General features: G+C 45.2%; 27 protein-coding genes. 15 read left to right on the forward strand and 12 right to left on the reverse strand.

Annotation, left to right across the window (positions count from 1 at the left end):
• The first annotated feature begins 91 nt into the window (after positions 1 to 91).
• The 6 genes from EYB58_RS01005 to EYB58_RS01035 all read left to right on the forward strand — a co-directional run bounded on the left by EYB58_RS01005 (position 92) and on the right by EYB58_RS01035 (position 5,476).
• Positions 92 to 997 carry a DMT family transporter gene (locus EYB58_RS01005; protein ID WP_111954232.1) on the forward strand — a complete coding sequence of 302 codons (906 nt, stop codon included), beginning with the start codon at positions 92 to 94 and terminating at the stop codon, positions 995 to 997.
• A gap of 98 nt (positions 998 to 1,095) precedes the next feature.
• Positions 1,096 to 1,971 carry a DMT family transporter gene (locus EYB58_RS01010; RefSeq protein WP_111954234.1) on the forward strand — a complete coding sequence of 292 codons (876 nt, stop codon included), beginning with the start codon at positions 1,096 to 1,098 and terminating at the stop codon, positions 1,969 to 1,971.
• A 43-nt stretch (positions 1,972 to 2,014) separates the two neighbouring features.
• Complete coding sequence (locus tag EYB58_RS01015) at positions 2,015 to 2,947, forward strand: DMT family transporter (protein ID WP_111954236.1); 933 nt, start codon at positions 2,015 to 2,017, stop codon at positions 2,945 to 2,947.
• A gap of 521 nt (positions 2,948 to 3,468) precedes the next feature.
• Positions 3,469 to 3,654, forward strand: coding sequence for an ISAzo13-like element transposase-related protein (locus EYB58_RS24645; protein ID WP_111954238.1), 186 nt, complete (start codon positions 3,469 to 3,471; stop codon positions 3,652 to 3,654).
• 246 nt (positions 3,655 to 3,900) lie between these two features.
• Positions 3,901 to 5,169, forward strand: coding sequence for a DEAD/DEAH box helicase (locus tag EYB58_RS01030; protein ID WP_111954240.1), 1,269 nt, complete (start codon positions 3,901 to 3,903; stop codon positions 5,167 to 5,169).
• Positions 5,170 to 5,275: 106 nt separating this feature from the next.
• The gene (locus EYB58_RS01035; RefSeq protein ID WP_111954242.1) at positions 5,276 to 5,476 is read left to right on the forward strand and encodes a cold-shock protein; all 201 of its coding nucleotides are present in this window, start codon (positions 5,276 to 5,278) and stop codon (positions 5,474 to 5,476) included.
• Positions 5,477 to 5,690: 214 nt separating this feature from the next.
• On the opposite strand, the gene EYB58_RS01040 is transcribed toward EYB58_RS01035, so the two are convergent.
• From EYB58_RS01040 to gspG, 10 genes are all read right to left on the reverse strand, one after another.
• On the reverse strand, positions 5,691 to 6,827 hold the full coding sequence (locus EYB58_RS01040; RefSeq protein WP_111954244.1) for a GTP pyrophosphokinase: 1,137 nt from the start codon (positions 6,825 to 6,827) through the stop codon (positions 5,691 to 5,693).
• Between the two features lie 37 nt (positions 6,828 to 6,864).
• Positions 6,865 to 8,565: a type II secretion system ATPase GspE gene (gene gspE / locus EYB58_RS01045; RefSeq protein WP_111954246.1), complete on the reverse strand. Its 1,701-nt coding sequence runs from the start codon at positions 8,563 to 8,565 to the stop codon at positions 6,865 to 6,867.
• Between the two features lies 1 nt (position 8,566).
• Positions 8,567 to 10,492, reverse strand: coding sequence for a type II secretion system secretin GspD (gene gspD / locus EYB58_RS01050; protein ID WP_111954248.1), 1,926 nt, complete (start codon positions 10,490 to 10,492; stop codon positions 8,567 to 8,569).
• Positions 10,493 to 10,908: 416 nt separating this feature from the next.
• The gene (locus EYB58_RS01055) at positions 10,909 to 11,454 is read right to left on the reverse strand and encodes a type II secretion system protein M (protein ID WP_111954250.1); all 546 of its coding nucleotides are present in this window, start codon (positions 11,452 to 11,454) and stop codon (positions 10,909 to 10,911) included.
• 2 nt (positions 11,455 to 11,456) lie between these two features.
• Entirely contained in the window at positions 11,457 to 12,917 is a 1,461-nt protein-coding gene (locus EYB58_RS01060; protein ID WP_111954252.1) for a PilN domain-containing protein, read from the reverse strand.
• Positions 12,918 to 12,920: 3 nt separating this feature from the next.
• Positions 12,921 to 14,072, reverse strand: coding sequence for a type II secretion system minor pseudopilin (locus tag EYB58_RS01065; protein ID WP_111954254.1), 1,152 nt, complete (start codon positions 14,070 to 14,072; stop codon positions 12,921 to 12,923).
• Positions 14,026 to 14,748 carry a prepilin-type N-terminal cleavage/methylation domain-containing protein gene (locus EYB58_RS01070; protein ID WP_111954256.1) on the reverse strand — a complete coding sequence of 241 codons (723 nt, stop codon included), beginning with the start codon at positions 14,746 to 14,748 and terminating at the stop codon, positions 14,026 to 14,028. The genes EYB58_RS01065 and EYB58_RS01070 overlap by 47 nt, the downstream gene beginning before the upstream one ends.
• Positions 14,714 to 15,157, reverse strand: a complete 444-nt coding sequence (locus EYB58_RS01075) for a type IV pilus modification PilV family protein (RefSeq protein WP_111954258.1) — start codon at positions 15,155 to 15,157, stop codon at positions 14,714 to 14,716. Before EYB58_RS01075 ends, EYB58_RS01070 begins: the two co-directional genes overlap by 35 nt.
• The gene (locus EYB58_RS01080; protein WP_111954260.1) at positions 15,141 to 15,725 is read right to left on the reverse strand and encodes a pilus assembly FimT family protein; all 585 of its coding nucleotides are present in this window, start codon (positions 15,723 to 15,725) and stop codon (positions 15,141 to 15,143) included. Before EYB58_RS01080 ends, EYB58_RS01075 begins: the two co-directional genes overlap by 17 nt.
• A 5-nt stretch (positions 15,726 to 15,730) precedes the next feature.
• On the reverse strand, positions 15,731 to 16,219 hold the full coding sequence (gspG, locus tag EYB58_RS01085; RefSeq protein WP_111954262.1) for a type II secretion system major pseudopilin GspG: 489 nt from the start codon (positions 16,217 to 16,219) through the stop codon (positions 15,731 to 15,733).
• 299 nt (positions 16,220 to 16,518) lie between these two features.
• Between gspG and dnaX the strand changes: the two genes are divergently transcribed.
• From dnaX to EYB58_RS01105, 4 genes are all read left to right on the forward strand, one after another.
• Complete coding sequence (gene dnaX, locus EYB58_RS01090; protein ID WP_111954264.1) at positions 16,519 to 18,285, forward strand: DNA polymerase III subunit gamma/tau; 1,767 nt, start codon at positions 16,519 to 16,521, stop codon at positions 18,283 to 18,285.
• Between the two features lie 193 nt (positions 18,286 to 18,478).
• The gene (locus EYB58_RS01095; protein WP_111954266.1) at positions 18,479 to 18,787 is read left to right on the forward strand and encodes a YbaB/EbfC family nucleoid-associated protein; all 309 of its coding nucleotides are present in this window, start codon (positions 18,479 to 18,481) and stop codon (positions 18,785 to 18,787) included.
• A 27-nt stretch (positions 18,788 to 18,814) separates the two neighbouring features.
• The gene (gene recR, locus EYB58_RS01100) at positions 18,815 to 19,414 is read left to right on the forward strand and encodes a recombination mediator RecR (RefSeq protein ID WP_111954268.1); all 600 of its coding nucleotides are present in this window, start codon (positions 18,815 to 18,817) and stop codon (positions 19,412 to 19,414) included.
• Positions 19,415 to 19,416: 2 nt separating this feature from the next.
• A complete protein-coding gene (locus EYB58_RS01105; RefSeq protein WP_111954270.1) occupies positions 19,417 to 19,830 on the forward strand; it encodes a YkgJ family cysteine cluster protein in 414 nt (137 codons plus the stop codon).
• A 452-nt stretch (positions 19,831 to 20,282) separates the two neighbouring features.
• Here EYB58_RS01105 and EYB58_RS23725 read toward each other — a convergent pair whose 3' ends face one another.
• The gene (locus EYB58_RS23725; protein ID WP_242637510.1) at positions 20,283 to 20,549 is read right to left on the reverse strand and encodes a J domain-containing protein; all 267 of its coding nucleotides are present in this window, start codon (positions 20,547 to 20,549) and stop codon (positions 20,283 to 20,285) included.
• A gap of 292 nt (positions 20,550 to 20,841) precedes the next feature.
• Between EYB58_RS23725 and EYB58_RS01115 the strand changes: the two genes are divergently transcribed.
• The 5 genes from EYB58_RS01115 to EYB58_RS01135 all read left to right on the forward strand — a co-directional run bounded on the left by EYB58_RS01115 (position 20,842) and on the right by EYB58_RS01135 (position 23,465).
• A complete protein-coding gene (locus EYB58_RS01115; RefSeq protein WP_111954272.1) occupies positions 20,842 to 21,288 on the forward strand; it encodes an Hsp20/alpha crystallin family protein in 447 nt (148 codons plus the stop codon).
• An 18-nt stretch (positions 21,289 to 21,306) separates the two neighbouring features.
• Positions 21,307 to 21,678, forward strand: coding sequence for an Hsp20/alpha crystallin family protein (locus EYB58_RS01120; RefSeq protein WP_111954274.1), 372 nt, complete (start codon positions 21,307 to 21,309; stop codon positions 21,676 to 21,678).
• A gap of 102 nt (positions 21,679 to 21,780) precedes the next feature.
• On the forward strand, positions 21,781 to 22,347 hold the full coding sequence (locus EYB58_RS01125; protein ID WP_111954276.1) for an Hsp20/alpha crystallin family protein: 567 nt from the start codon (positions 21,781 to 21,783) through the stop codon (positions 22,345 to 22,347).
• A gap of 256 nt (positions 22,348 to 22,603) precedes the next feature.
• Positions 22,604 to 23,044, forward strand: coding sequence for an Hsp20/alpha crystallin family protein (locus EYB58_RS01130; protein WP_111954278.1), 441 nt, complete (start codon positions 22,604 to 22,606; stop codon positions 23,042 to 23,044).
• A 34-nt stretch (positions 23,045 to 23,078) separates the two neighbouring features.
• Positions 23,079 to 23,465 carry an Hsp20/alpha crystallin family protein gene (locus EYB58_RS01135; RefSeq protein ID WP_111954280.1) on the forward strand — a complete coding sequence of 129 codons (387 nt, stop codon included), beginning with the start codon at positions 23,079 to 23,081 and terminating at the stop codon, positions 23,463 to 23,465.
• Positions 23,466 to 23,620: 155 nt separating this feature from the next.
• On the opposite strand, the gene EYB58_RS01140 is transcribed toward EYB58_RS01135, so the two are convergent.
• Complete coding sequence (locus tag EYB58_RS01140; protein WP_111954282.1) at positions 23,621 to 24,427, reverse strand: OmpA/MotB family protein; 807 nt, start codon at positions 24,425 to 24,427, stop codon at positions 23,621 to 23,623.
• Positions 24,428 to 24,434 lie beyond the last annotated feature (7 nt).

A 24,434-nucleotide genomic window follows, 5' to 3' on the forward strand; every position in this document is an offset into this window, starting at 1 on the left:
GGAACATCCGGTGAACTGCTCGGCTCTGCCAAAATCCAGGAAGCTTACCTGGGGAAAAAAAAGCACTCCGCCAAAAGTTCGGGATCCTGAAATGAAAAAACAAAAAAAGCTGATTCCTGCTGAATTTAAGGGAATTCTACTTATTCTCAGTGCCGCGGTGCTCTGGGGAACAACAGGAACATCCCAGGCGTTTGCCCCCATGGGGAGCACGCCTATGACCATTGGCGCTCTCAGGTTAGCCGTTGGTGGCGTCTTCCTGTTCATTATCGCAATTGTTCGTGATAAAAACTTCTATCGAAACATATCGATTAAACCAGTGCTTGCAGCAGGCATATTTGTAGCGGCTTACCAAATTTTTTTCTTTTGGGGCGTTTCTCTAACCGGCGTTGCCGTCGGTACCATCGTGGGCATTGGTTCCTCGCCTGTTTTTGCAGGTATTCTTGGGCTGCTGTTTCTCAAAGAAAAACTGCAGCCAAAATGGTTTGCAGCCACCATATGTTCGATAATGGGCTGTGCGCTTCTAACCGGCAGTTCATCAACCCTTACCATAAGCATTTCAGGGATTCTTCTGTCTGCCGGGGCAGGCCTGTCCTATGCAATCTTTACAATATTTATTAAAACTCTGCTGCCGGGAAGAAGAGCTGGGGCTGTTACTGCTGTAGTGTTTTGTACCGGAGCTGTTCTTATTCTTCCCCTTTTATACGGAACAGACCTAGGATGGACGTTGCAGCCGGCAGGTTTTCTGGTGATTCTGCATCTGGGAATTATTGCTACGGGGATTTCATATATTTTATTCAGCAGAGGTCTTGCAATGACCCAGGCATCAACAGCAGTAACCCTGTCACTGGCCGAACCGGTAACTGCAGGTATACTTGGCGTATTTGTTCTTGGAGAGCGGCTCTCCTTTATTGCCTGGTGTGGTGTATTTTGTATCATTTTGGGCCTGACCATTCTTATGCTTCGCAGACCCACTAAAATGCGGGGGGCTTTGCGTTAGCAATGAGACTGAAATCTTTTAATCTGGGAGCGCGGGCGTCCCGGATATAACACATTGAAAAAGTTATTTAAGACTCGTTCCTAAAGTTAAAAAGTTTTGTGAAAAACCAAAAAAAAGCATATTTTTTTGCCTTGGCCACAGTGCTGCTCTGGTCAACCGTTGCCAGCGCTTTCAAAATAAGTCTCAGATATATTTCTGTGGTTGAACTCCTCTTTTTTTCAACCATCTTCTCGGTCATTGTTCTGGCCATTATCTTGATCCTGCAGCAAAAGACGGCATTGCTTGTTCAGACAAGCGCCAGGGACTGGGCGCGCGGGGTGCTTTTCGGGGCAATTAATCCTTTTGTTTATTATCTTGTACTGCTGCAGGCTTATGATCTTCTGCCTGCTCAGCAAGCGCAGCCCCTGAACTATACCTGGGCCATTACGCTTAGTCTTCTCTCCGTCCCCCTGCTCGGCCATCGGTTAGGCGGAAGGGATTACGTTGCTATAGCTCTGTGCTACTTCGGCGTATATGTCATTTCAACATCGGGGGAGATACTCTCCTTTTCTTTTGAAAACCCCATGGGAATAGGCCTTGCCCTGGGTTCGACCATCCTTTGGGCCGTCTACTGGATTCTCAACACCAGAGATAACCGAGAACCAGTTGTCGGCCTTTTCATCAATTTCACCTGCAGTATTCCTATGATTGGCCTTGTTTTTCTATTTACAGGCGGGTCTTTAAAAATTCCATACCATGGGCTTTTAGGAGCTGCCTATGTTGGCTGTTTTGAAATGGGCATCTCATTTGTTTTATGGCTTATGGCTATGAAATATACCGAATCAACGGCAAAAATCGCCAACCTCATTTTTTTGTCACCTTTTCTCTCACTTATTTTCATCCATGTTCTTGTGGGAGAAGATATCAGACGATCTTCCTTTGTTGGGCTTGTTCTGATTGTCGGCGGTCTGGTTATCCAAAACAGGGGGAAATAATGTCCTTCAGTTTTTTTTATTGATCCAAAGGAACAAATCAACCATGAATACTTTCAAACCACAATTGAACGTTCATTCTTCTTCCGCGAAGATGGCACTGATAGCAGCCTGCGGAGCAGGAGTAATGTGGGGAACAGGTGCACTCGTTGTCAATATACTTGTCGCCCAATATGGCTTCACACCAGAGAATGTATCATTCTGGCGATTCTCTATTGGAGCGGTTGTTCTCGTTGGGGTCTTTGGTCGTGGTATCGTGTGGAGTAGACTACGTCCGCTACTACCCACGGTAATCCTTTCGGGCACTGCAATGGCTGGTTACGTACTGCTTTGGTTTCTTGGAATCGAACAAATGGGAGCCGCCGTTCCAACCCTGATTGCACTCTGCCTTCCGCCTGTGGTCGTTACAATAATTGGGGTAGCTCGCGGTCAAGAAAGAGCCGATTTACAACTACTACTTGTCCTTTCGGGAGCAATTACAGGCACAGTTTTAATCATCACTCAGCACGGGGCTACATCAGCAGACGTCGATTCGCACAGCACCTTGCTCGGAGTTGTGTTCTCGATTGGCTCCGCGCTACTGTACGCAAATTTTTCCATGATCAATGGAAGAATTTCAATAGCCCTTGGCGCTGGTCAGGCAACAGCTTGCCTGACAGTGGTTGCCGCTGTTGTAATGGGTTTAACTGCTCTTTTCAGACCGCTTAACTGGCCAACAGAATTTCCGCAGCAAGCGTGGTTTCTATATCTTGGCTTGGTAACAGCTGCCCTTGCATTACTTGCTTTCAGTTGGGGTGCGGCCCGTTTGAAACCTACTGCACTTACTGTAGCCACACTGCTTGAGCCACTCACTGCAGTAGTGCTTTCGGCCTTACTACTGGGACAGCACTTCGATTCGTTGCAATGGATAGGCAGTTCTCTCCTGCTAATTAGTATTTGGGGTCTTGGTCGCAGGGCATCTGAGAAAGGTAAAAATTAGCGAGATAAAGAGGTCTAATCCACGCTTATGTTTTGATGAGAAATCATGTTCATCTGTTGCTGACCCTTAAAAGTAGCAGCAGTGCCGAAAATTTGTTAAAACGCCTGGTGCAAGGGAATATATCAACCGAACATATAGAAGAACGGGGACCCTATGGGAAGGAAGGTCTCGATCCTGCCTGGTTCAAGAAAAGAAGTATTTCGGATAAAATCAGCATAATGCTGGGCAGACGTGCTTTTCCGGGTAAAACAGTTAGGCCGAGGACAAAAAAAAGATAAGATAAAAACGTAATCTGCTCATTGTTTTTTTAAGCTCCCATCTGTTTTATTTCATTGCAATTTTTACACGATCATGTATATTAGTCTCTTATATTTAGATAGAATCAAATTTTCCTTCAAGGGTTTTCTCGTTAACCTCGTTGTTTCACAAAACATCGTTTGTTACCGCCGAAGTTTCTGCTGATTCAATAAACAGGAGAAACGATGATGATACAAACTTGCTCTCCAGAGAAAGTATAACCCATTAAAAATCAATTGTTCCCGCATATCACAAGGGTATGTAAAGGCTTTATTTTTAAGAATATTGAAATCATTAATGATTTCATGGCAAAGACAAAAACATCTACGGAGTTGAAAATTTTTACGTCTATCCTTGATAAAAATTTTGAAACTGGTCGTAAGGTAGCGGACGGTTTTAAAAAAATATGAGAATTCAGTTTGATGAATATTTGCCGCAATGAAACCATGTTGATGTTATTAAATCCGCATTCCTTATCATGTTTTGAAAGCTATTAATTCATGCGGAGATCTACCGATTGCTTTTAGTGCCATGAGTATAATCAATTCGATTATTTCCCATAGAACTAAATAAAAGAATAATAAACGGATTCTAATGAAGATCTTTCAATCAGGAAAATAACCAGAAAGATCATTACGGAATACATAGGAGTATTAATGAGTTTTAAAAATTTTAAGTTTGACCCTAAGATAGATGCTGGCATCGCTGCCTGCAGTTATACACTTCCCACCCCGATTCAGAAAGAGGCTATTCCTCCAATACTCGAAGGTAGAGATATCCTTGGCCTGGCCCAGACCGGGACTGGAAAGACAGCAGCTTTTGTACTGCCGCTTCTTCAGCGACTGCTGAATGGTCCTCGAAAAAAAGTGCGGGCGTTGATCGTAGCACCCACAAGAGAATTGGCAGAACAGATTCATGCAGATATCAGCAAACTGGCACAAAAAACCGGTTTGCGAAGTATTTCCATTTATGGTGGTGTGGGCAAGCACCCCCAGGTCAAAGCAATCCGAAGTGGCGTGGAAATTATTGTTGCCTGCCCGGGTCGATTGCTGGACCTTCTTAATGATCGGTCTTTTTCTTTGAAAGCCGTTGAAACGCTGGTCCTTGATGAAGCAGACCATATGTTTGACAAAGGATTTCTACCTGATATTCGCAGAATTATCAAGCAGCTACCCACAAAACGTCAATCCCTGGTTTTTTCTGCCACCATGCCTAAGGAAATTCGTCACTTAGCGGAAAATATATTGATAAATCCGATAACTGTACAAATTAATCATACACAACCGGTTCTCGCAATTTCGCATGTCCTGTTTCAAGTTGCAAAAGAACAGAAGACCTCTTTGCTTAAGACCATTATTAAAGAAGAGGAAATGAAGAGTACACTGGTTTTTACCCGAACCAAACACAAGGCAAAAAGTCTGGCCCTAGTATTACAAAAAGCGGGTTATAAAGCAGCTTCAATTCAAGGCAATCTTTCCCAGCTGAAACGGCAGGAGGCCTTGAACGGTTTTAAAAACGGTAAATTCAAGATCCTGGTGGCCACCGATATTGCTGCCCGGGGAATTGATGTGAAGGGAATTTCCCATGTCATCAACTATGATGTACCGGATACACCCGAAACGTATACCCACCGTACAGGACGTACCGGACGGGCAGAACGAACGGGTCAGGCATTTATTTTTGCCGGTCAGGAAGACATCAAAATAATTTCACGCATAGAGCACAGTCTGGGAAAAAAGATGCGTCGCCAAGTAACCCCAGGTTTTTCCTGGGACCCTAACGCAACTGTGGTTGAACAAGAAAAAAAACACTTTTCACGACCAAAGCCGAGAGGGAAAAAACCGTCTGCAGGTGGACGCGGTAGAAACCAGCACAGCGGTGTTTTTTCCTTGGCAGCCAACAGAAGCAGGACAGCTCGTCCATAACAGATTTGTCTGGATACCCGGACTACCCGTCGACGCATCAAATGATGCGTCGACAATATAATAAAGAGGTTCTATTAAGGGACTGATTACAAAGGAGTAATACAAGATGGCTGAAGGAACAGTAAAATGGTTTAACGATGCAAAAGGTTTTGGTTTTATCGAACAAGATGGCGGCAAAGATTTATTTGTTCACCATACCGCAATTCAATCCGAGGGATTCAAATCCTTAACAGAAGGTGCACGGGTAACCTTTGATGTTGTTGAGGGTCCTAAAGGGCCTGCAGCAGAGAATGTTGTCCAGCAGTAATACTGGCATACGCAGTGTCAACTACCCCTCCTGAATCGATAGATTCAGGAGGGGCTTGTAAAAGCCCAGGAGGTTTATTTTAATTTTCAGGCGATGGAGAACCCGGACATTTCAGGCAAGAAATATCAGCATGGAGACTTATTGTATCACAAGAATTTCAAGCAGGCGTGTGATCAATTCACCAACACAACCAACCGCTTTACTTGAATGTTCCTTATATCCACAAACGATCTTTTCTCCATGTCAAAGTGGATCTCAAGCCTTCCTTTGCGACCAATGAGCCTTGGATCTCATCAAAAAGTGCAAAATTCACAGCATTTATTATATCAATGTTTACCGTGTTACTATCCTTAAATGGGGCTCGGTTGAGAACTTCTTGAAAAATAGTTCGAAAATCATCCAGCCTGCTCTTTTTGAACATATTCTGAAAAAATCGTGTAGAGCGCTGGGTGTAGCCTAATTTATTGAGCCGTTTCATGATATACGCAAGCGTTCTGTCGGTCACTTTAAACCCAAAAGTCTCTTCCAGTAACGTTTTAAGCGCTGGCGGCACCGTTAATTGATCAGCAAAATCTTTGGTTTTCTCATCACCATGTCCAATGGCAATGGAAAGCTTATTCTTTCCATCCGACATTAGCATCCCTGACGCTCTATGCGCCTCGACTTCACGACACAATAGCTCCGCCTGCATTGCGGCCGCCTGCAGATAGGCACTTAGATTATAGAAGCCTGAATGTATATGTTCCGGAAGTGATTCCCCGGTTCGGCTGTATCTATATCTGTATTTATGGTCAATTTCCCCCCAGGCTTCCTCAAGAATTGTCCGCAATTGCAGCTCAATCTGAATATTTTTAAACGCGTCGCCTGCATCTGCATTCTCACCCAGCATGATCTGGTAATGAATTGAAGAATATCCGCTATATTGAAGATTGATATCCTGTGGTGCTTCTTTACCCGGGTCTATGGGTAAAACAAAGGATCTTTTATAATCAGGTTCTTGTATGAATTGTAATATTTTCTCTTCAACCAGAAACTTAAGATATGCTTCAACGTTTACAATATCCGAAAGGCGCAAGCAAATAATCCTGATACCGATTAAATCCCCAATCCTTTCATGAAAATTTTTGTGTGTAACAGGCTCTTTATTAGGTTCCGAACCGGCATTTTCCTGGTCAATTTTTTCAATAAGCCTTGATTCACCTTTGATTCGATACAGTATCGTATGGATACTTTCCTTTGGCGCCGAAGGATCATCGCTTATAAGCCGAACAATATACTCAGCAAGTTTTTTGTATGTCTCTTTTCTCTTGAAAAAAGAGATCAGTAAATTGTCCCTTTGTTGTTTTTTCAATCGTTTAATCCTTGTTGAAAGACTGACAGAATAAGACCTATTCCTGGGTGACGCGCAACACCTCCCGAAGGGAAGTGATGCCCCGGGCCACCTTGGTCAACCCGTCGCTTCGAAGGGTTTTCATTCCTTTTCTGATTGCAGCCGCCTTGATCAGATTGGCATCCGAGGTTTCCAGGATAAGTGACTTCAATTCCTCGTCCAGGGGCAGAATCTCCATAATGGCCTGGCGTCCCAAATACCCTGTGTTAAAGCATTTTTGGCAGCCTTTAGGCCTGAATACCTTCTGCCCGGGGGCAAGGCCGTTTGTTCTTTGAAAACTGCTCAAATCTGCATGGGATAGGGTAAATTGTTCCCGGCAGTGGGAGCAGAGTACCCGGACAAGACGCTGGGCAATCACATGATTCACCGAGGAGGTGATCAGATAGGGCTCCACACCTAAATCCACTAAACGGGTCACCGCACCGGGGGCATCATTGGTGTGAAGGGTGGAAAACACAAGATGCCCGGTCAAAGCCGATTGAATCGCAATTTCAGCCGTTTCAATATCACGGATCTCACCGATAAGAATGACATCCGGATCCTGGCGGACAATGGATCTTAGCCCCCGGGCAAAGGTCAGGCCTGTTTTCTGATTGACCTGGATCTGTCCCACACCTTTCAAGTTGTATTCCACCGGGTCCTCAACTGTAATAATAGACCGGTCCGGGGTGTTAATTTCAGACAGCCCCGCATACAGGGTGGTGGTCTTTCCGCTGCCCGTGGGACCTGTAACCAGGACAATACCGTGGTTCTGCCGAAAAATATCATGCAAGTGCCGTTCATTTTCAGGAGACAGCCCAAATTCTGAAACCTGCATGAAATATCCGGACTTATTCAACAGCCGGATAACCAGGCGCTCACCAAAATTGGTGGGCACGGTTGAAATACGCATATCAATTTCCTGGTTGCCCAGCCGGACCTGGGCCCGGCCGTCCTGGGGAATCCGCTTTTCGGCAATATTCATCTTGGCCATGACCTTAATCCTGGAAATCAGACTGGACTGGAACATCTTGGGCGGGGTCATCATCGAATACAAAATCCCGTCAATGCGGTACCGGACAACGAGTTCGTCCTGGAACGGTTCGATGTGAATATCGCTGGCGCCGGCCTTGACCGACTGGGAGATCATCTGGTTGACCAGGCGGATGACCGGTGCATCGCTGGTGTCATCCAAAAGATCTGCGGTATGCTCAATGTCTTCAATGTAGAGAAATTCTTCATCTTCCATGTCGTCCATCAGTTTCTGGACATTGTGCGCATCCTGATCAAAAATCATATTGATGGCACTCAGAATCTGGGCCTTTGTGGCCAGTGCCAAGGTATAGTCCCCAAAGCCTGCATGCATGGCGACCTCATCCACATAGCTTAACTCCGATGGATCATTCAGAGCAATCACCGAACGTTTATCTTCAGGATTAAGCGGAACAATAAGATTTCTTTTCAAAAACTTGCGAGTGATCTTCTCGGAAACGGACTGATCCGGATTTAGAAAAGCGATATCTTCCAAAAAGTCAATGCCGTAGATCGCACCCAACGCTTTAAGGGACTGGGATTCGGACACAAGCTTGGTGTCACATGCCATTTCCGACATCCGGGCTGGGTCCTTGGTGCAGGCAGCCTTGATTTTTTCCCTTTGTTCACGGTCCAGGGTGACAAACATTGCTAACTTGTCAATAAACTGTTGGATTAATTTTTCCATATCAATTCAAAAGAATGCTTTTTATGGGCGCATCTTCATCATACAATTTTATTTCCTGTTTATGAAGTTCGTCCATCTTATCCTTTTTTTCCTGATAAATATCTTTTGCCTCCAGAGTAGTTTTAACCACCCTGGGAGTCAGGAAAATAAAAAGATTGGTTCTGTCACTGCCCGAAGACTGGCTTTTAAAGGCATTGCCCAGAAGAGGGATGTCACCCAGGCATGGTACCTTGCCCACTTCCTTGCTCAAGCTCTCGTCAATCAGTCCGCCAATCACCACGGTATTGCCGTCTTCCACAATAATGGTGGTTTCAAGTTCCCGCTTCAGAGTGGTTGGCCGGTCCGCATTGGTGGTATTTGCTGTGTCCAGTTTGGTAACCTCCTGATAGAAATCCAGCCTTACCAGCCGATCATGGCTTATGGACGGGGTGATTTTCAGAGTAATGCCCACATCCTTATATTCATATGAACTGTAGGTAGTAGAAGAGTCCTCGGCAGCGGACCGGGTCTGGTAGGCCACATTTTTGCCAATGGTGATGGTGGATTCTTCGTTTTCCGTGGTCAAAAGCTGGGGCGTGGACAAAATTTTCACATCTGAATCTAATTTATATGCCTGGACAATGGCCTGGAAATTTCCACCAAAGACCCCCATGGAAAAACCGCTGGGCAGCACCCCTCCCACCACGGAAGCCAAACCGCCGGAATCTGAAGCAGAGGTACCGAATCCACCAAACCCGGTATTGTCTCCATGAATCGATCCCTCAGCCTGCCATTCCATACCGAAATCAAGGGACCGGTCCGCATTCATCTCCATGATCAAACACTCAATGTAGACCATTGATCTTGGCACATCCAATTTTTTAATCACCTCTTCCAATACCGGATAATCATCTTTATCCGCAATAATAATCAAGGAGTTGGTGGCCTTATCCGCTGTGATTTTTATGTCATCGGACAAAAGGGGGGCTTTTTTCTGGCCAATCTTTTTTGAATCATTGCCGCTTTCGGGTATTTCTTGGAGTACGGCAGATAGTTCTTCGGCAGTGGCATGCTCAAGATAAAAGACCCGGATCTTTTCTTCCCCTTTTGGGACCTCTTTATCTAAAGCATCCACAAGTGCCGTAATCTGTGCGCTTTCCTGTTCACTGGCCAAAAGGATAATGGAATTGGTCCGTTCATCGGCCACCATTTCCACAGAAAAATCATTGCTATTTTTTCTCCTGTTTCCTGAAATTTTCCTTGTCTTTGCTGTATAGATATTGGTCAGATTGGTAACCATTTTTTCGGCATCTGCATATTTAATGGGCAAAACAGTGATTTTACGACCCACCCCTTCCACATCAATGGAATTGATCAGCTTGAGGAGCCGGTCAATGCTGGCAAGGGTTGCCGTGGCAATGAGCATGTTTGAGTCGGCATGGGATAAAAGGAGACTGCCCTTTGCAAGCATTGGAGATAAAAGGGATTTAAGCTCGTCTGAACTTGCGTAAGTCAGGGGGATCAGCCGGGTGACCAGTTTATCTGATGCCTGTTCAACATCCCTTGCCACACGGGTATCCACATTATCGCCCCTGGCATTCACAGCAGGAATAATCTTGACAACGCTTCCGCTTTCAACCGTAGCAAACCCGTAAATATCCAGAACCGATTCAAATACCTTGTACGCCTCATCCACAGATATTTTTTCAGGAGAGATAATGGTAACCTTTCCCCTTACCTTGGTATCCACCACAAAATTTTTCTGGGTCAGTTTACTGATGAATCTAATAAACACACCGATGTCAACATCATTGAAATCCATAGACACAAATCCTGAATCGTCCTGGTTCTGTGCCGCCTGCACCGGACAAAGCCATACCAGGGCCAACACCACAAGGATTAGGCAGATGTGTTTCAGCGTGAATGAGTTGCGACTGTCCTGCAACATATTTATTCTCCTTTGGTTGTTCATCGGCACTTTTATTTTTTTATATGAAAGTTCCAATAAGTTACTGAATTACTTTCATGCTTTGTTGTGGGTTGAACCTCGGTATTGATAGACCAAGTCAGCCCATGGCTGTTATATGAAAGAACTGAACTAACCGGTTAGTTTCTTTCATGATTTGTTATGTCCTGACCTCGGTGAAAGACCAGGTCGGCCATGACCGTTATTACCGGTAAAGCAGACAACAGGCTTCAAGGACCGCAGATTAAATAACTTGAACGAAATAGCTTGCCTTTTGGCCCATCTACTTCGTTGCATCAAAGGTCCAATAGGCATGCTATTCAACCTTTAATGCGCCTTGTAGATAAACCAAAATTCGGCGTTATTTCTGCCCAACTTATTTAATCTGCGGTCCTAACTTAAGATCTATTTTTTTCTCCCTTTAACGCCAGGGTCTGGGTTTCAATTACGGCATCCAGAAACTGTCCCTTGTCACCTGACTTTGTCAGGGACAATGAAATGACAGACACACCCTGAGGAGAGGTTTCAATTCTGAAAAGAAAATCCACCAGGCCTTTTAAATATACCTGCTGAAGCTTAACCGTTACCCGGGAGCGTATATAATCGCTGTTTTCCATATCCTGGGAAAACGGTTTCATATAGGCAACATTTTTTTTCACAAGACTCTTAGATGACAGGGATTCCAGAAAGGAAAACAGCGTAAACTTGGGCCCTCTTTTTTTAAGGGCCTCTTTTTCCAGATCAAAACTGTTTGCGTATTGTTGCCATGTCATTTCAAAGTTCTGCATCACCTCAAAATCCCGGGCTTTTGAAATCACCTTTTTTTCAAGCATTGCCCGTTTGTCCACGGCCGGCAGATAAACAAACCAGACAAGACTAAACAGCACAAGAAAAACCGTGCCAGCGGCTATAAATTTTTTATCCCGTTTTGACAATTCAAACATAATCAGATCTCAATAATGAATTTAAAATCCACCCGCTTGCCGCCCTTGCCTGCCACGGCACTGCCGATATTCACCTTTTTGAAAAACGGCGACTTTTCAATGAAGCCCTTTACCTGATCAATGGTATTATAATTATCCGCAGATCCGGACAGAATCATCCGCCTCTTATCCAGCATCAGCCGGTCCACCTGAACATCCACAGCGCCAGGAATACAACGGGAGAGCTCGACCAGGATACTGCCGGCCGGCACACGGTCTAAGTTTTCAGCGTCGGCATTTGCAGAGCCGCCCCGGGTCAATTCCCCGACACTTGCCTGCATGAGCAGCAAAGGATCAATGTTTCCTATTCTTTTATCCGGAAATGCCTTTTTATAAATGGCGGCCATGGCTTGGTTGTGCTGATCAACCTGTTTTTCCAACCGTGATATGTCCATATGAATATTGACCATGAATAAAATAAAGGCAAGCAGGGCCAGGGCACAGCAGCTTGCGATATATCCCGCATATGCCCGGATAAATGAATCTGAGCCGTACTTGCCCCGGCACATGTTCAGCATCCTAAGGTCCGGGGAAAGCAATACAATATTCCGGGATACATCCACAAAGGCCGATCCGGTGATTGATTCGGGCAGTTCGGGTTCCCAAGCATCCTGGCCGGTAAAATCAGACTGAAACTTAAAAAAATCGGCAAGGGCCTTATGCATCCCTTTTCGGGCAGATTCATCCAACTCCCCGGAAATATAAATATTAAAGGGCTCTGTTACACCGAAACGCTGCCAGACGCCTAACAACATCTGCCTGATTGCCTGAATCGGCAGTTGAGAAGCCGCCTCCCCGGCAAGGGTGCGAACCTGCACAATATTGCCCTGGGCCACCAGAATCAAAGCCAGCTCGCATCCATCCATGTCCAGGAAAACAAAATTTGTCTTGTCTTTGTTCTGTTTAAGAAAAGAGGCAACCATGGCCAGGGATCCGGGCGCAATGGCCACGGGTTTAAGCCCTGCTGCCGTAAGGCTTGCATGGTAAGACTTAAGTATATCTTCCTCAATGGATCCGGAAAATACCAGAGGGGTCGACTGTTGTGTTTTCAGTTCATACTGAAAAAAATCAGTCACGACAGGACCCATTTCCTTTGGAAAACGGGTTTTAAGTTCCAAGGGCAGAACCTGCCGAATTTTTGCCCGGGATGTAAAGGGCAAGCTGATATTTCGAAAATAAAACCTGCCGGCCGGCAAAAGGAGCATGACCTGGACCGCGCTGTCCTTTTTAATGGCCGGGTCAATGGCCTGGATAACAGATACCAGCCCCGCATCAAACAGGGTATGATCTTCCCCAACCGTTTCCAGATCTTCATAGACCACACGGCCCAACGCCTGAACCGGTTGGGATTTACCGCGTCCATTCACCAGCCAGGCATCAAGCCCTGTGCGATTTTCCCGGAGGATCAAAAGGGGGTCTGCCATGGTCTACACCCTTTCCATTTGAAGAATCCGGCAGGACCATTTGCCTGTCATATCCTGTTTTTCCCGTTTAATTACAGCGTGCAAGGTTACTTGATAATCATTTTTTTTTGCGGTACAGGTTACACTGAAAACATGACTTGAATAGGTAATCACCTTTTCAAATATTTTTTTTTCATTATCGCTTAGGGCAATAACATTCTCAAACCACCCGGATTCAAGGATATGGGTATATTCCTGGCCTAAGCTTGCCTTGTCAGACCGATAGTCGGCAAGGTCTTGGGCATTTGCGTCCCGGCCCTCGGGCAAAATCGCTGCAAGCACCGCCACAGGGGCCGTATTTATATTTACTGTGCCTGAAAATGAAAACCGATTCTCTTTTGAATCCTGGTCTTGTAAAAGGCCGTATACGGTGAACATATCCGTTACATCCGCCTGAAGCGATTCATCCATACCCTGACTGATATATGCCGAGGATAACATTGCGTCAACAACCCCTTTGACAAGAAACAACTCACTAATATGCATAAAGGGACCATTGGCACAGGTATAAGGCACATCCAGGGATTCGTAATAATTTGACTCGGCACCTGTCAACCCCGTTATGGCATCATCGTCCTTGGAGTCAAGCCAGTCTTTAAGCGCATTAACAATTTCAACGGCGCTACCGGCCTCTTCGGGCTTGTCTTCCGGGACTGCCAGGGTTAAAAACCGTTCCAGTACCACCATCTGGGCATCATTGGGTTCATTGCCGGGAAATTGTTTGAGCAATGCATTTAACTGTAATTTTCCCATTTCATCGGAAATTTTTAAGGATAAATCTGCCGGCTCCAGGCCCATGGCAGCCACAGCCTGGTCAATCTGTTCCGGATTCGCCCATGGTTCCTGGATGGAATCGATCTCGTTGTCAGCTGCGTCCATAGCCAGAATCATCATGGCCAGGTGGATGCCGGACATGGCCATTTCCCGGGCTGCAAACATATCGTTCTCAATGATGGTCCCAGAAGCCGCCTGCTTTGCAAGACGTCCGGCCTCCAGCGCCACCACGCAGAGAATGGCAACCACAGCAATGGTGGCAATCAGTGCCACACCCTTTTGATTTCTGTAAATATTATCCACCGGTCTGCCCCTGTACCGGTAACACCACGGCAGTTTCATATATTTTTTCTTTATTTTCACTTTTCAGGGTCAACCCGATGTTCAATACACAAGGCAGGGACACCCCATCACGGTCCGTATTCGTATCCTTATCCCCATCCCAGTCCTGGTGCTCATTGAGCTTTGCATCAACGAAATCAATGGTAAATCGGGTAATATTTTCTGCAAGGACCGGATCTAAGCACGGGTCTGTATCCCGATCACTGCCAATGGGACGTTCAGCTCGACAAAGATCAAACAATTCCCGGCTGTTTTTTCGAACGTAATAGGTTACACGGACTACACTGGACGGCCTGCGGCGGCCTGTCTGAAGGCCTGAAAGGCAGACAAATTCAAGGGTGGAAAAGGTCTCTGTACCTACGCTGCTTTCACTGCCGGTCATCTGGAAAGTATCCACATCCTGACCATCGAGACTGTTCTGAACGCTTATTATCCTGGATTCCGGCACGTACAGATTGGTCAGATCATCCAGAATTCTTCTGAATGCATCTCTGGCCCGTTCATTATAGTCAACACCGTGTGCAATGGACTGCCCTGTGGATATGAATGAATTAAAAGATGAAAACAGCATTACCATAACAAATGAAAAAATAACAAGGGCCACCATCAGTTCCATCAAGGTGAATCCGTAGTCTGTTCGGCTAACTTGCAGGGGCATACCTGAATGTTTCAACATGATAGGACCGATCCCCGTGCTCCCGTGTTATTGTCAGATCAATTTTTTTCAATGTGCCGACCTTATCGGCCAAATTCGGCATGATATCAGAGAAGTTGGCGTTTACATCCGTCACCTCGCACTGCCAGGCATACCCTTTAAACGCCTGGTCAAACTCACCTTTCAACTCCGGGTCATCTATGGACAACTCTATTTGGGCAAGGGCCTTGGCAGCAAGATACCGGGCTGTTGTCTGAAAATCATCGGCCCCGGCAAGATTGATGGTTCCGGACTGCATTCTAAACAGCGCTACCATCACCGTTGCAATAATGGTCATGGCCACGATCACCTCGATCAGGGTAAAGCCACGCTGCCCCCGGCAGCCGCCATCATTCCCGGGTTGACAGCTTGTTTCAGATGCAATCGTCATAGGAGACATATCCATCAATCAGGTGAACTTTTTTCTGGAACATGCAGATTTGAATGGTCATCTCCCGACTCGCTTCCCGGACATGAATCAGGACCCGATCAGAATATCCTTTGCTGAAGAAGCAGATGCTTTTGTCATCATCGGCCCTGGTATCGTCATCCGGGAATTCCAGATTACGCAATTTCAGATCACCGTTCAGTGATACGCCATTATTCAGGGCAACCTGCCGGGCATCCTCATCCATTGTATCATCCGTCACACAAATTTTTCCGGAACCCGAATCCATATATAGGGTAAGATTTTTATTTTCCACCATGGCCCGAAGCTTTAATTTCTCCAGAAAAAGAATCAGGCCGGATACGTTATCAGAGGCGTTTGAAGTTAAATGAATCTGCCTGAACAATGGAATTGAAAACAATAGAATAATTGTAAAAATACCCACCACCACCATCAGTTCAACAAAGGTGAAGCCGGAATGATTTATATAAAAGTTCCAACAGGTTGTTAAACGACTTTCATATTTTGTTGTGGGTTCAGTCTGGAGGGGTGATAGACCGGACCTACCCATAGCTGTTATTCCTGCACTTCCCAGTTGGTGATGTCCGCATTGATCCCCTCCCCTCCCGATTCTGAGTCCGCACCATATGAAATCAGGTCAAACGTGCCGTGGACACCGGGACACAGGTAGACATACTCGGTGCCCCAAGGATCTTTGGGCACTCTTTTCTTTTCAAAATACCCGTTATCATTCCAGCTGCGGGGGACAGGATCGGTGGCCGGCTTTTCGATCAGTGCCAAAAGGCCCTGTTCCGTTGTGGGATAAAACCCATTGTCCAGTTTATACATTTTCAGGCTGGTTTCAATGGCAGCAATGTCCACCTGGGCTTTTACGATTTTTGCCTTGTCTGCCTTATCCATATACCTTGGCACAATGGTGCCGGCCAGAATCCCAAGGATTATGACAACCACCATCAGTTCAATAAAAGAAAAGCCTGCCTGATTTTCAACCTGCCTGCTGTACTGCCTGATAAATTTTATGCACACCTGTTTGATCCTTTTCATTTATGAACGCCTTTAGTTGATACCTTTTAGCCCGTTTAGATACGAATTTTAAATCGCCAATTGGAGTGAATTATTAAAAAATTAAGAAAAAATGACAAGAAAAAATATTCTGCTAATGTTTTGCTCAATGTCATGAATACAAAATCCGGTGCTGCCAACCTGATTTCGACCTTATACCATAATGAAATTTTACATGGCAATCGTTCCGAAAATTCTTCCCTGACATTGACCCTTAACACCCCCTCTGGTATAAAGCCTTGTACTTTTTAAAAAGAAACATCAAAGGCCTTTGATACACCATGTCTTACCAGGTTCTGGCATTAAAATACCGGCCCCAAACATTTTCAGAAGTTGTTGGACAGGATCATGTTACCACCACCCTGACCAACGCAATTTCCGGAAACAGGGTCCCCCACGCCCTTCTGCTGGCAGGCCCCAGGGGTACCGGCAAAACCACCATTGCCCGCATCATGGCCAAGGCCATGACATGTCAGACCGGGCCGACCCCTTCTCCGTGCAACGAATGCAGAATCTGCAAAGATATTATCAACGGTCATTGTGCAGATGTGTTTGAAATTGACGGTGCCTCCAACAACAGCGTGGAGCAAATCCGTGAGCTAAGGGACAATGTGGCCTACATGCCCTCTACCGCCAGGTACAAAATCTATATCATTGATGAAGTCCACATGCTTTCGGTGGCGGCCTTTAATGCCCTGCTCAAGACTTTAGAAGAGCCCCCGGAGCATGTTCTTTTCATCTTTGCCACTACGGAAGTCCATAAAATTCCGGCCACCATCCTGTCCCGGTGCCAACGCCATGACCTGTCTCGAATTGCCTTAGACAAAATCTGCGCCCACTTAGAGAATCTGTGCCGGAAAGAAGACTATACGGTTGAAAAAGAAGGACTGGAACTGATTGCGTTAGAAGCGGACGGTTCCATCAGGGATGGCTTAAGCCTTTTGGACAGAATTCTTTCAGCCGGGCCTGAAAAAGAAATTGACCGGCAAATGATTGCCCAAAGGCTTCGAGGCACAGATCGAAGAGTTCTTTTTTCCATCTCTTCGGCCGTATTGGAAAGAAACGGGGCGCAACTCATTGATCTTGTCAGCAAAATCAATGATTCCGGTATGGACTTGAAGGAATTTTATTCCGGTATCATTGCCCAGTTCAGGAATCTGAACATCATCCGGCTGTGCGGAAAAGACAGCCCTGTGCTCAATATGATTGAAACCGAAAAACTTGAGCTTGACCGGATGTGCAAAAATTTTCCGTCTGCCTATCTTGGTATGCTGCTGGATCTTCTTTTAAAAGAGGAGAGCATTGTGCGCTTTGCATCCCACACCCAGACCGCCGTAGAGATGGTATTGCTCAAAATGATCCAGATTGAACCTGAAACCCGGCTTGATGAAATCATCACTAAAGTGGATCTATTAGCGCGTCAAATGGAGAATCGCCTTGACCAAACCAATGTTGATTCACCGCCAACGCAATATGAGACTCCGGCCCTGACAACGGCACGGCCTGCAGAACAGCCCCCCGATCACAAGCCCACCGAAACACCGCCTTTAGCAGAACCCCGGCCGATGCCGATACCGGAGCCCCCACCCTATGAACCGGAACGGGAGCAGACACCGTCTGATATCCCAGACTATTCACCTGATTCATCCGATTCTCCCGGGTCTGCCCCCCCTGTGGAGCAGGTGAAAGAGCAACAGAGGCCTGCAACCTGGACGCAGTTCATGGATGTACTTCAACAAGAGCATCCCTTTATTTTCGGTTTATTTTCCAAGGGCCAGGCAAACACATCTGCCCTGGACAAAGTGATTGTAACCCTTGCATCCTGCTCCGGGTTTGAAAAATCCAGGCTCGACGCCAAAAGCAAAGCGCTGGCGGAACTGGGTCAAAAACATTTAGGTAAATTCATTGAGGTAAGCATAGAAAACAACGGCGGTCCGGCAGATGAGACTTGCCGGCAGCAGGCGTCCCTACAAAAGGCGGAACAAGCTGCGGCAGGCCACCCCATGGTCCAGCACGCGGTACGTTTATTTGACGCAGATATCATATAACAACCATGGGCTGACTTGGTCTATCAATACCGAAGCTCAACCCACAACAAAGCATGAAAGTAATTCAGTAACTTATTGGAACTTTATATAAAAACGGTTACAGGCTATCCTTGAACTGTCGATCAGCCAAGGCGGGTGCACAACAAGACATAAAAACCACTGACTGTAATATTCAACAAAAAGGAGTTAATCCATGAAAAACATGAATAGTATGATGAAACAGGCCCAGAAACTTCAGAAAAAAATGCTGGAGGCCCAGCAGGATCTGGCAACCAAAACCGTTGAAGCCAGTTCAGGCGGTGGTATGGTAAAAGTGGTGGCCAATGGGGCTCAGAAAATTGAGTCCATTGTTCTTGAAAAAGAGGTGGTTGATCCCGAAGATATTGAAATGCTGCAGGATCTTGTGCTTGCCGCAGTGAATGACGCCTTAAAAAAATCCCAGGAGATGGTCTCCACTGAAATGGGAAAACTGACCGGTGGCATGAATATCCCAGGCATGTAATATTTTATAAAATAACCAGAACCCATTGTGAACCATTATCCTGAAGCCATTGTCAAGCTGATCCATTCGCTTTCCACCCTGCCGGGAATAGGAAAAAAAACAGCGGAACGTCTGGCCCTTCATATTCTTCATGCCCCGGACCATGAAGCCGCGTCTCTGGCCGCAAATATCATTGAACTGAAAAAAAGCGTCCGGCTATGCGCATCCTGCTTTGCGCTCACTGACCGGGAAACCTGCCAAATCTGTGCAGACCCCGGCCGTGATAAAGGCATGATCTGCGTGGTGGAGAACCCCACAGACATGGCTGCCATTGAAAAGTCAGGGGGCTTTTCAGGTGTGTACCACATCCTTGGCGGTGCCCTGTCCCCCATTGACGGCATCGGCCCCAAAGACATTCGCCTGGCCGAACTGTTCAGGCGGGCCCGGGGCAAGGACGTCAGAGAGCTGATCCTTGCCACCCGCACCAATGTGGAAGGAGAAGCTACGGCTGCCTATATCCGGGGCAAACTGGCTACAACAAAAATTAAAATCACCCGAATTGCATCGGGCATACCCATGGGGGGGGACCTTCAGTATGTGGACCCCTTAACTATGCAGAAAGCCATGGAAAAACGTTACGGAATCTGAAAATGCTGACACCAGAAGATATTTTTGACTGTAAATTATGCGGCGAGTGCTGCAAAGGATTTGGCGGCACCTATGTGGATGAAAAGGACATCAGAAAAATCTGCAATTATATCCAAGCAGATCCTGACACCTTTGTGGAAAATTATTGTGATATGTCCGGATCAAGGCCGGTGCTGACACGGGGAGAGAACGGGAGCTGTATTTTCTTTGACCCCCAAAAGCAGTGTACCATCCATCCGGTTAAACCATATATGTGCAGGGCCTGGCCCTTCATAAAAGCCCTGATTAACCATCCGGAAAACTGGGATATCATGGCAAACTCCTGCCCAGGTATGAAAAAAGGCGTCCCACCCGGGGATATTTCACGCATAGCTATCATGGAAAAAGAAAAACTTGATCGGGCTTTCAAGCGTTAGTCAGGCTCTAAAGCATTTCACTGATGCGAAAAGACACTGTCAAATAAAGAGTTCTAATACCATATATATGCGGTAACATTCGAACCACATGATTATCTGATATACCTGAGGGATAGCTTATCATGACCGGATACTCTCCCGACAAGAGACCTGCACCATGACATCTCCTGCATTCGTATGCGCCACCCCATCCTTGACCGGAACAGGATGGACATTTTAATTGTACTGGCAGTGCCACCTTAATTTGTCCACCCTGAAATGCCTGTTCAGGTGTTAATGTGATCACGACATTAAGATTCTCAAAACATTCGCTTTTAGGTCGGGATATTTGCCTGAAATTGCATCATGTTCTATCAAACGATTCATCAAATGGTGGTCTATAGGTATGAAAAAACCGTAAAAAAATCGCAGTTCCCAAATTTATCGGTTATTCTTTTTCAGGAATGAGAGATTCAACGTGTTCCCTTGGGCCGGATCTTATACTTTCCCCATACGTGGATCTCAACTTTTTTTTGACTCAGGACTTCAAGATCATGTATCTGTCGTTTAATTGGATCTGAAAGTATGGAATATACCTCCTGGACTGCAAGAAACGGAGAATGGTTATCCCCATAACGGTCTGGATGGAACTCTTTAACAAGTTGCCTGTATGCGTTTCTGATCTCATCCAGTGTTGTATCTGAAGCGGTTCCTAAAACAAAGTAATAGTCTTTTGGCATGATATCCCCCCTGATAAAGACTCGCCAATCAAACCATTTACGACCTACATTATCATATTAATAAAAAATTAAATAGTAATGAAATTATATTGACATAGTATTTTTTTGTGTTTATCCTAATTCGGAATTCAAAAAAAGGGCTTTCAAACCAGGCCTCTAAAACAAAAAAAACAATACAACAGCCACGGGCTGTCCTCGTCCATCAATACCCAGGCACAGCCCATAACAAAGGTTTAAAGATCTAAGTAAGTTACCCAGACTTTCATATAAAAAAACGAAAGGAGTTGGAACTATGTTTACAAAACTAAGTGACATCGACAGAAGGTTCAGGACCATGGATCTGTTCCGAAACAAAATAGACAGACTTTTGAGTGATTATGACAGGTCATACCTTTATAATCCTGCTTCCACACTTAGATCTAATTCACTAAAAACCAACCTTCTGGAAAGCGGTGATAGATTTGAAGTCCAGGTCGAAGTGCCCGGTATCTCAAAAGATGACCTGAATATCAAAATCCAGGGCAATTATCTTGAAATTAGCGGCAAACGTTCTGTGGAGACCCCGGAAGGGTACAAAAAGCACAGAAATGAAAGAGGCAGCAGCACATTTTCACGCAGCTTTACTTTGCCGAATGACATTGATGCTGAAAAGGTGGAGGCCGCGCTTAAGGACGGCATTCTGTACTTGACACTACCAAAGTTAGAAACTGCAAAACCCAAGCAGATCACAATCAGTTAATTTGATTAGGAGGTTATCATGAGTGACAGAAAAGAAGATGACGCCATCGAAAAAACCAGAGATCTAAGGACTGCCATCCCATCTGTTGATATTTATGAAAATGATAACGAAATTCTTCTGTATGCTGATATGCCTGGTGTAAAAAAGGAAGATCTCTCAATAAATATCGACAATGGGACCCTTTCCCTTTCCGGTGTTCGTCGGTTTGAAAACAAAGGGGTTTCCAGATGGGAACAGTTTTCTGATATAGAATATGCCAGAAGTTTCTCCGTGCCCCAGAGCATTGAAGTCGAACGGGTGGAAGCAGCGCTCAAAGATGGTGTACTCAAATTGCATCTGCCCAAATCTGAAGCAGCCAAACCCAAAATGATCAAAATAAACGCCGCATAAAATCAAGGAACCATCTCTATTGCTTGGATGGCTGTGAGAGTCGATTGAGCATATCGCAGCCATTTTGAGCCAAACCATATCAGTATAAAAAGGAGATTAAAAATGGATATTAAAAAGATAGCACCATGGAATTGGTTTAAAAAAGAAACCGGAGATAATGGACATACCATTCCTGAAAAGTACAATAAAGATAAAGAGAACAGGTATTCAACACGCTCATTAAATGTTTTGCACGATGAAATGGACCGGTTATCTGATAATTTTTTCAGCGGTTTAGGCTTGTTTCCATCATTTTCCAGGTCAGGAATGCTTGAAGAAATAACCGGGAATGTATTAAAACCCAGTCTTGATCTAAGTGCAACTGATAAAGAATACACGGTTTCCTTAGAGATACCAGGCGTCAATAAAAAAGATGTAAACCTTGAGCTTATTCATGACACCTTGATTATTCGGGGAGAGAAAAAACAAAAAAAAGAAGAGAAAAAGAAAAATTGTTACCGACTCGAAAGATCCTATGGATCATTTCAACGCACTTTATCGCTGCCGGAAGATGCCAACAGGGACAATATAAAAGCTGATTTTAAAAATGGTGTATTGAACATCACGATCCCCAGAATGGAGCTTGCTTCTGGAACCGAATCTAAACAGATAGAAATTAAAAATACCTAACACGCGAATATTTATTATAAGAACTAATTAAAAAGGCTCGAACCCATTATTGAAATAAAGTCATTAAAAAAACAATAAAACCCTATTGACATGGAACAATCCAGAGTTAATTTAGGCAAAAATAGAGATGACTTTGTGGGAGCAGGGGTTTTGTACATAGAATTGACGACACCTTAACTTTCATGGAACGTCGATTCTATCATCCCAAACGGTTCCCGTAACAACCCTCAATAACCTATCACAAGGAGGACGAATTATGTTTACAAGATTTGGTGATATAGACAGATTATTCGGCACCATGAATCTCCTTCAAAGGAAACTGGACAATCTTTATGGCGCTTATGGGAGACCATCCGGTTACAAATGGGAATTAGAATCAGCTGTTCCCAAGACAAATCTCTATGAACACGGAGACAATTTTGAAATCAAAGCCGAAGTTCCAGGACTTGAAAAGAATAACTTGAATGTAAAGATCCAGGGGAATTATCTTGAAATCAGCGGAGAAAGGCGATCAGATGCTCCCGAAGGGTATAAAACCCATAAAACTGAAAGAGGCGTTGGATCTTTTTCCAGAAGCTTTACACTGCCTGCAGATGTTGACTCAACCAAAGTTAAAGCCACGCTTAAAGACGGTGTGCTTTATCTTACACTTCCCAAGCATGAGGCCGCAAAACCCAAAAAAATAAGCATAAATTAAACTTTAAGATAAAGTTTTAAAAAAGGAGGGTACAATGGATAGAGCACAAGAAATCGTAAAGCAAGACGAAAGAACCGTCGAGAAAACTCATGAATTGTATGAAGCAACGCCAGCCGTAGATATTTATGAAAATGACAATGAAATCCTTCTCCACGCTGACATGCCTGGGGTGGTAAAAGAAAATATATCAGTTGATATTGATAACGGAAAACTATCAATATCCGGTGTCAGAAAACTTAAAACAGAAGGGGCAGCAACATATACAGAATTTTCAGATGTAGAATTTGTCAGAAGTTTTTCCGTACCCCAAACCATTGATGTTGAAAAAGTTGAGGCAGAATTAAAAAACGGCGTCTTAAAACTGCACCTGCCTAAATCTGAAGCGGCAAAACCCAGGCAGATAGAGATAAAAACGGCATAAAATATATCACAATTTCACCCGGAGAATCTTAATCCTCCTTAGAGGTTTGTAACATCAACCCCAAAATGGCAGGCTTTCTCCGGGTGACTTGTTATCCTTTAGAGCCTGTGGTCAGAGAAAAGTTCAGCTCACAATCGTTCACACTATCGCGTTTTTTATTTTTTATACATGCCTTCGAACTGGCGGGCTATACTGTCACGCTCATAAACAATCTCCACCCGACGGTTACGGGCCCGGCCCTGGGCCGTATCATTGGTGGCCACGGGATGATACTGGGCATAGCCTTCGGCAGAAATATAAAAAGGCGACACCCCGTTTGCTACCAGCAGGCGTGCAACAGTAGACGCCCTGGCCGAAGACAGTTCCCAGTTCGATGGATAAGTGGATGAAGTAATGGGCTCGGAATCGGTATGCCCCCGGATCTTTACATGGTAGGCAAGCCGTGACAGGACCGAAGCCACTTTTTCAAGAATCTCCAAACCCTTGGGAGATAACTGAGTGCCGCCTGCTGAAAAGAGCAGCAAGTCAGACATGGTAATGACCACACCGGCCTCGGTTTTAGTGACACTGACCTCCCCGCCCAGTTTATTGAAAAGGACCAGTTCCCTGATTTCAGAAACAATATCATCTAGCTCCTTTTCAATCATGCCGCCAAGCTCATCAATGGACTGGTGATCTTCTGTTTTTTCCGAAGGCACCGGATGCATGGTTAAACCCTCCCGGGTACCGGATTCAGGAACAGCCTGAGCTCCCAGGGCACTTCTCAGGGATTTGACAAGTTCTTTATAAGTCTCCTGCTGGGTGGTACTCATAGCAAATAAAAGAACAAAAAAGCACATTAAAAGCGTTACCAGATCCGCAAAGGTTGCCATCCATGCAGGCGCACCTTCGGTGACATTGATAATCTGTTTTTTGACGACCTTTTTTTTCTCGCTACCTGACTCTTCGTCGTTTCCTGCCATGCCTTTA

The organism is Desulfobacter hydrogenophilus (assembly GCF_004319545.1).
GTDB classification, from domain to species: Bacteria; Desulfobacterota; Desulfobacteria; order Desulfobacterales; family Desulfobacteraceae; genus Desulfobacter; species Desulfobacter hydrogenophilus.

Bases quoted from the DNA above. Each gene is read 5' to 3' on its own strand.
- EYB58_RS01030 (WP_111954240.1), top strand. From the start codon at position 3,901: ATGAGTTTTAAAAATTTTAAGTTTGACCCTAAGATAGATGCTGGCATC.
- EYB58_RS01105 (WP_111954270.1), top strand. From the start codon at position 19,417: ATGCTGACACCAGAAGATATTTTTGACTGTAAATTATGCGGCGAGTGC.
- dnaX (WP_111954264.1), top strand. From the start codon at position 16,519: ATGTCTTACCAGGTTCTGGCATTAAAATACCGGCCCCAAACATTTTCA.
- EYB58_RS01005 (WP_111954232.1), top strand. From the start codon at position 92: ATGAAAAAACAAAAAAAGCTGATTCCTGCTGAATTTAAGGGAATTCTA.
- EYB58_RS01130 (WP_111954278.1), top strand. From the start codon at position 22,604: ATGTTTACAAGATTTGGTGATATAGACAGATTATTCGGCACCATGAAT.
- gspG (WP_111954262.1), bottom strand. From the start codon at position 16,219: ATGAAAAGGATCAAACAGGTGTGCATAAAATTTATCAGGCAGTACAGC.
- EYB58_RS23725 (WP_242637510.1), bottom strand. From the start codon at position 20,549: ATGCCAAAAGACTATTACTTTGTTTTAGGAACCGCTTCAGATACAACA.
- EYB58_RS01080 (WP_111954260.1), bottom strand. From the start codon at position 15,725: ATGGGTAGGTCCGGTCTATCACCCCTCCAGACTGAACCCACAACAAAA.
- EYB58_RS01055 (WP_111954250.1), bottom strand. From the start codon at position 11,454: ATGTTTGAATTGTCAAAACGGGATAAAAAATTTATAGCCGCTGGCACG.
- EYB58_RS01060 (WP_111954252.1), bottom strand. From the start codon at position 12,917: ATGGCAGACCCCCTTTTGATCCTCCGGGAAAATCGCACAGGGCTTGAT.
- gspE (WP_111954246.1), bottom strand. From the start codon at position 8,565: ATGGAAAAATTAATCCAACAGTTTATTGACAAGTTAGCAATGTTTGTC.
- EYB58_RS01120 (WP_111954274.1), top strand. From the start codon at position 21,307: ATGAGTGACAGAAAAGAAGATGACGCCATCGAAAAAACCAGAGATCTA.
- EYB58_RS01075 (WP_111954258.1), bottom strand. From the start codon at position 15,157: ATGACGATTGCATCTGAAACAAGCTGTCAACCCGGGAATGATGGCGGC.
- EYB58_RS01035 (WP_111954242.1), top strand. From the start codon at position 5,276: ATGGCTGAAGGAACAGTAAAATGGTTTAACGATGCAAAAGGTTTTGGT.
- EYB58_RS01065 (WP_111954254.1), bottom strand. From the start codon at position 14,072: ATGAAACTGCCGTGGTGTTACCGGTACAGGGGCAGACCGGTGGATAAT.
- EYB58_RS01070 (WP_111954256.1), bottom strand. From the start codon at position 14,748: ATGTTGAAACATTCAGGTATGCCCCTGCAAGTTAGCCGAACAGACTAC.
- EYB58_RS01115 (WP_111954272.1), top strand. From the start codon at position 20,842: ATGTTTACAAAACTAAGTGACATCGACAGAAGGTTCAGGACCATGGAT.
- EYB58_RS01125 (WP_111954276.1), top strand. From the start codon at position 21,781: ATGGATATTAAAAAGATAGCACCATGGAATTGGTTTAAAAAAGAAACC.
- gspD (WP_111954248.1), bottom strand. From the start codon at position 10,492: ATGTTGCAGGACAGTCGCAACTCATTCACGCTGAAACACATCTGCCTA.
- EYB58_RS01140 (WP_111954282.1), bottom strand. From the start codon at position 24,427: ATGGCAGGAAACGACGAAGAGTCAGGTAGCGAGAAAAAAAAGGTCGTC.
- EYB58_RS01015 (WP_111954236.1), top strand. From the start codon at position 2,015: ATGAATACTTTCAAACCACAATTGAACGTTCATTCTTCTTCCGCGAAG.
- EYB58_RS01095 (WP_111954266.1), top strand. From the start codon at position 18,479: ATGAAAAACATGAATAGTATGATGAAACAGGCCCAGAAACTTCAGAAA.
- EYB58_RS01135 (WP_111954280.1), top strand. From the start codon at position 23,079: ATGGATAGAGCACAAGAAATCGTAAAGCAAGACGAAAGAACCGTCGAG.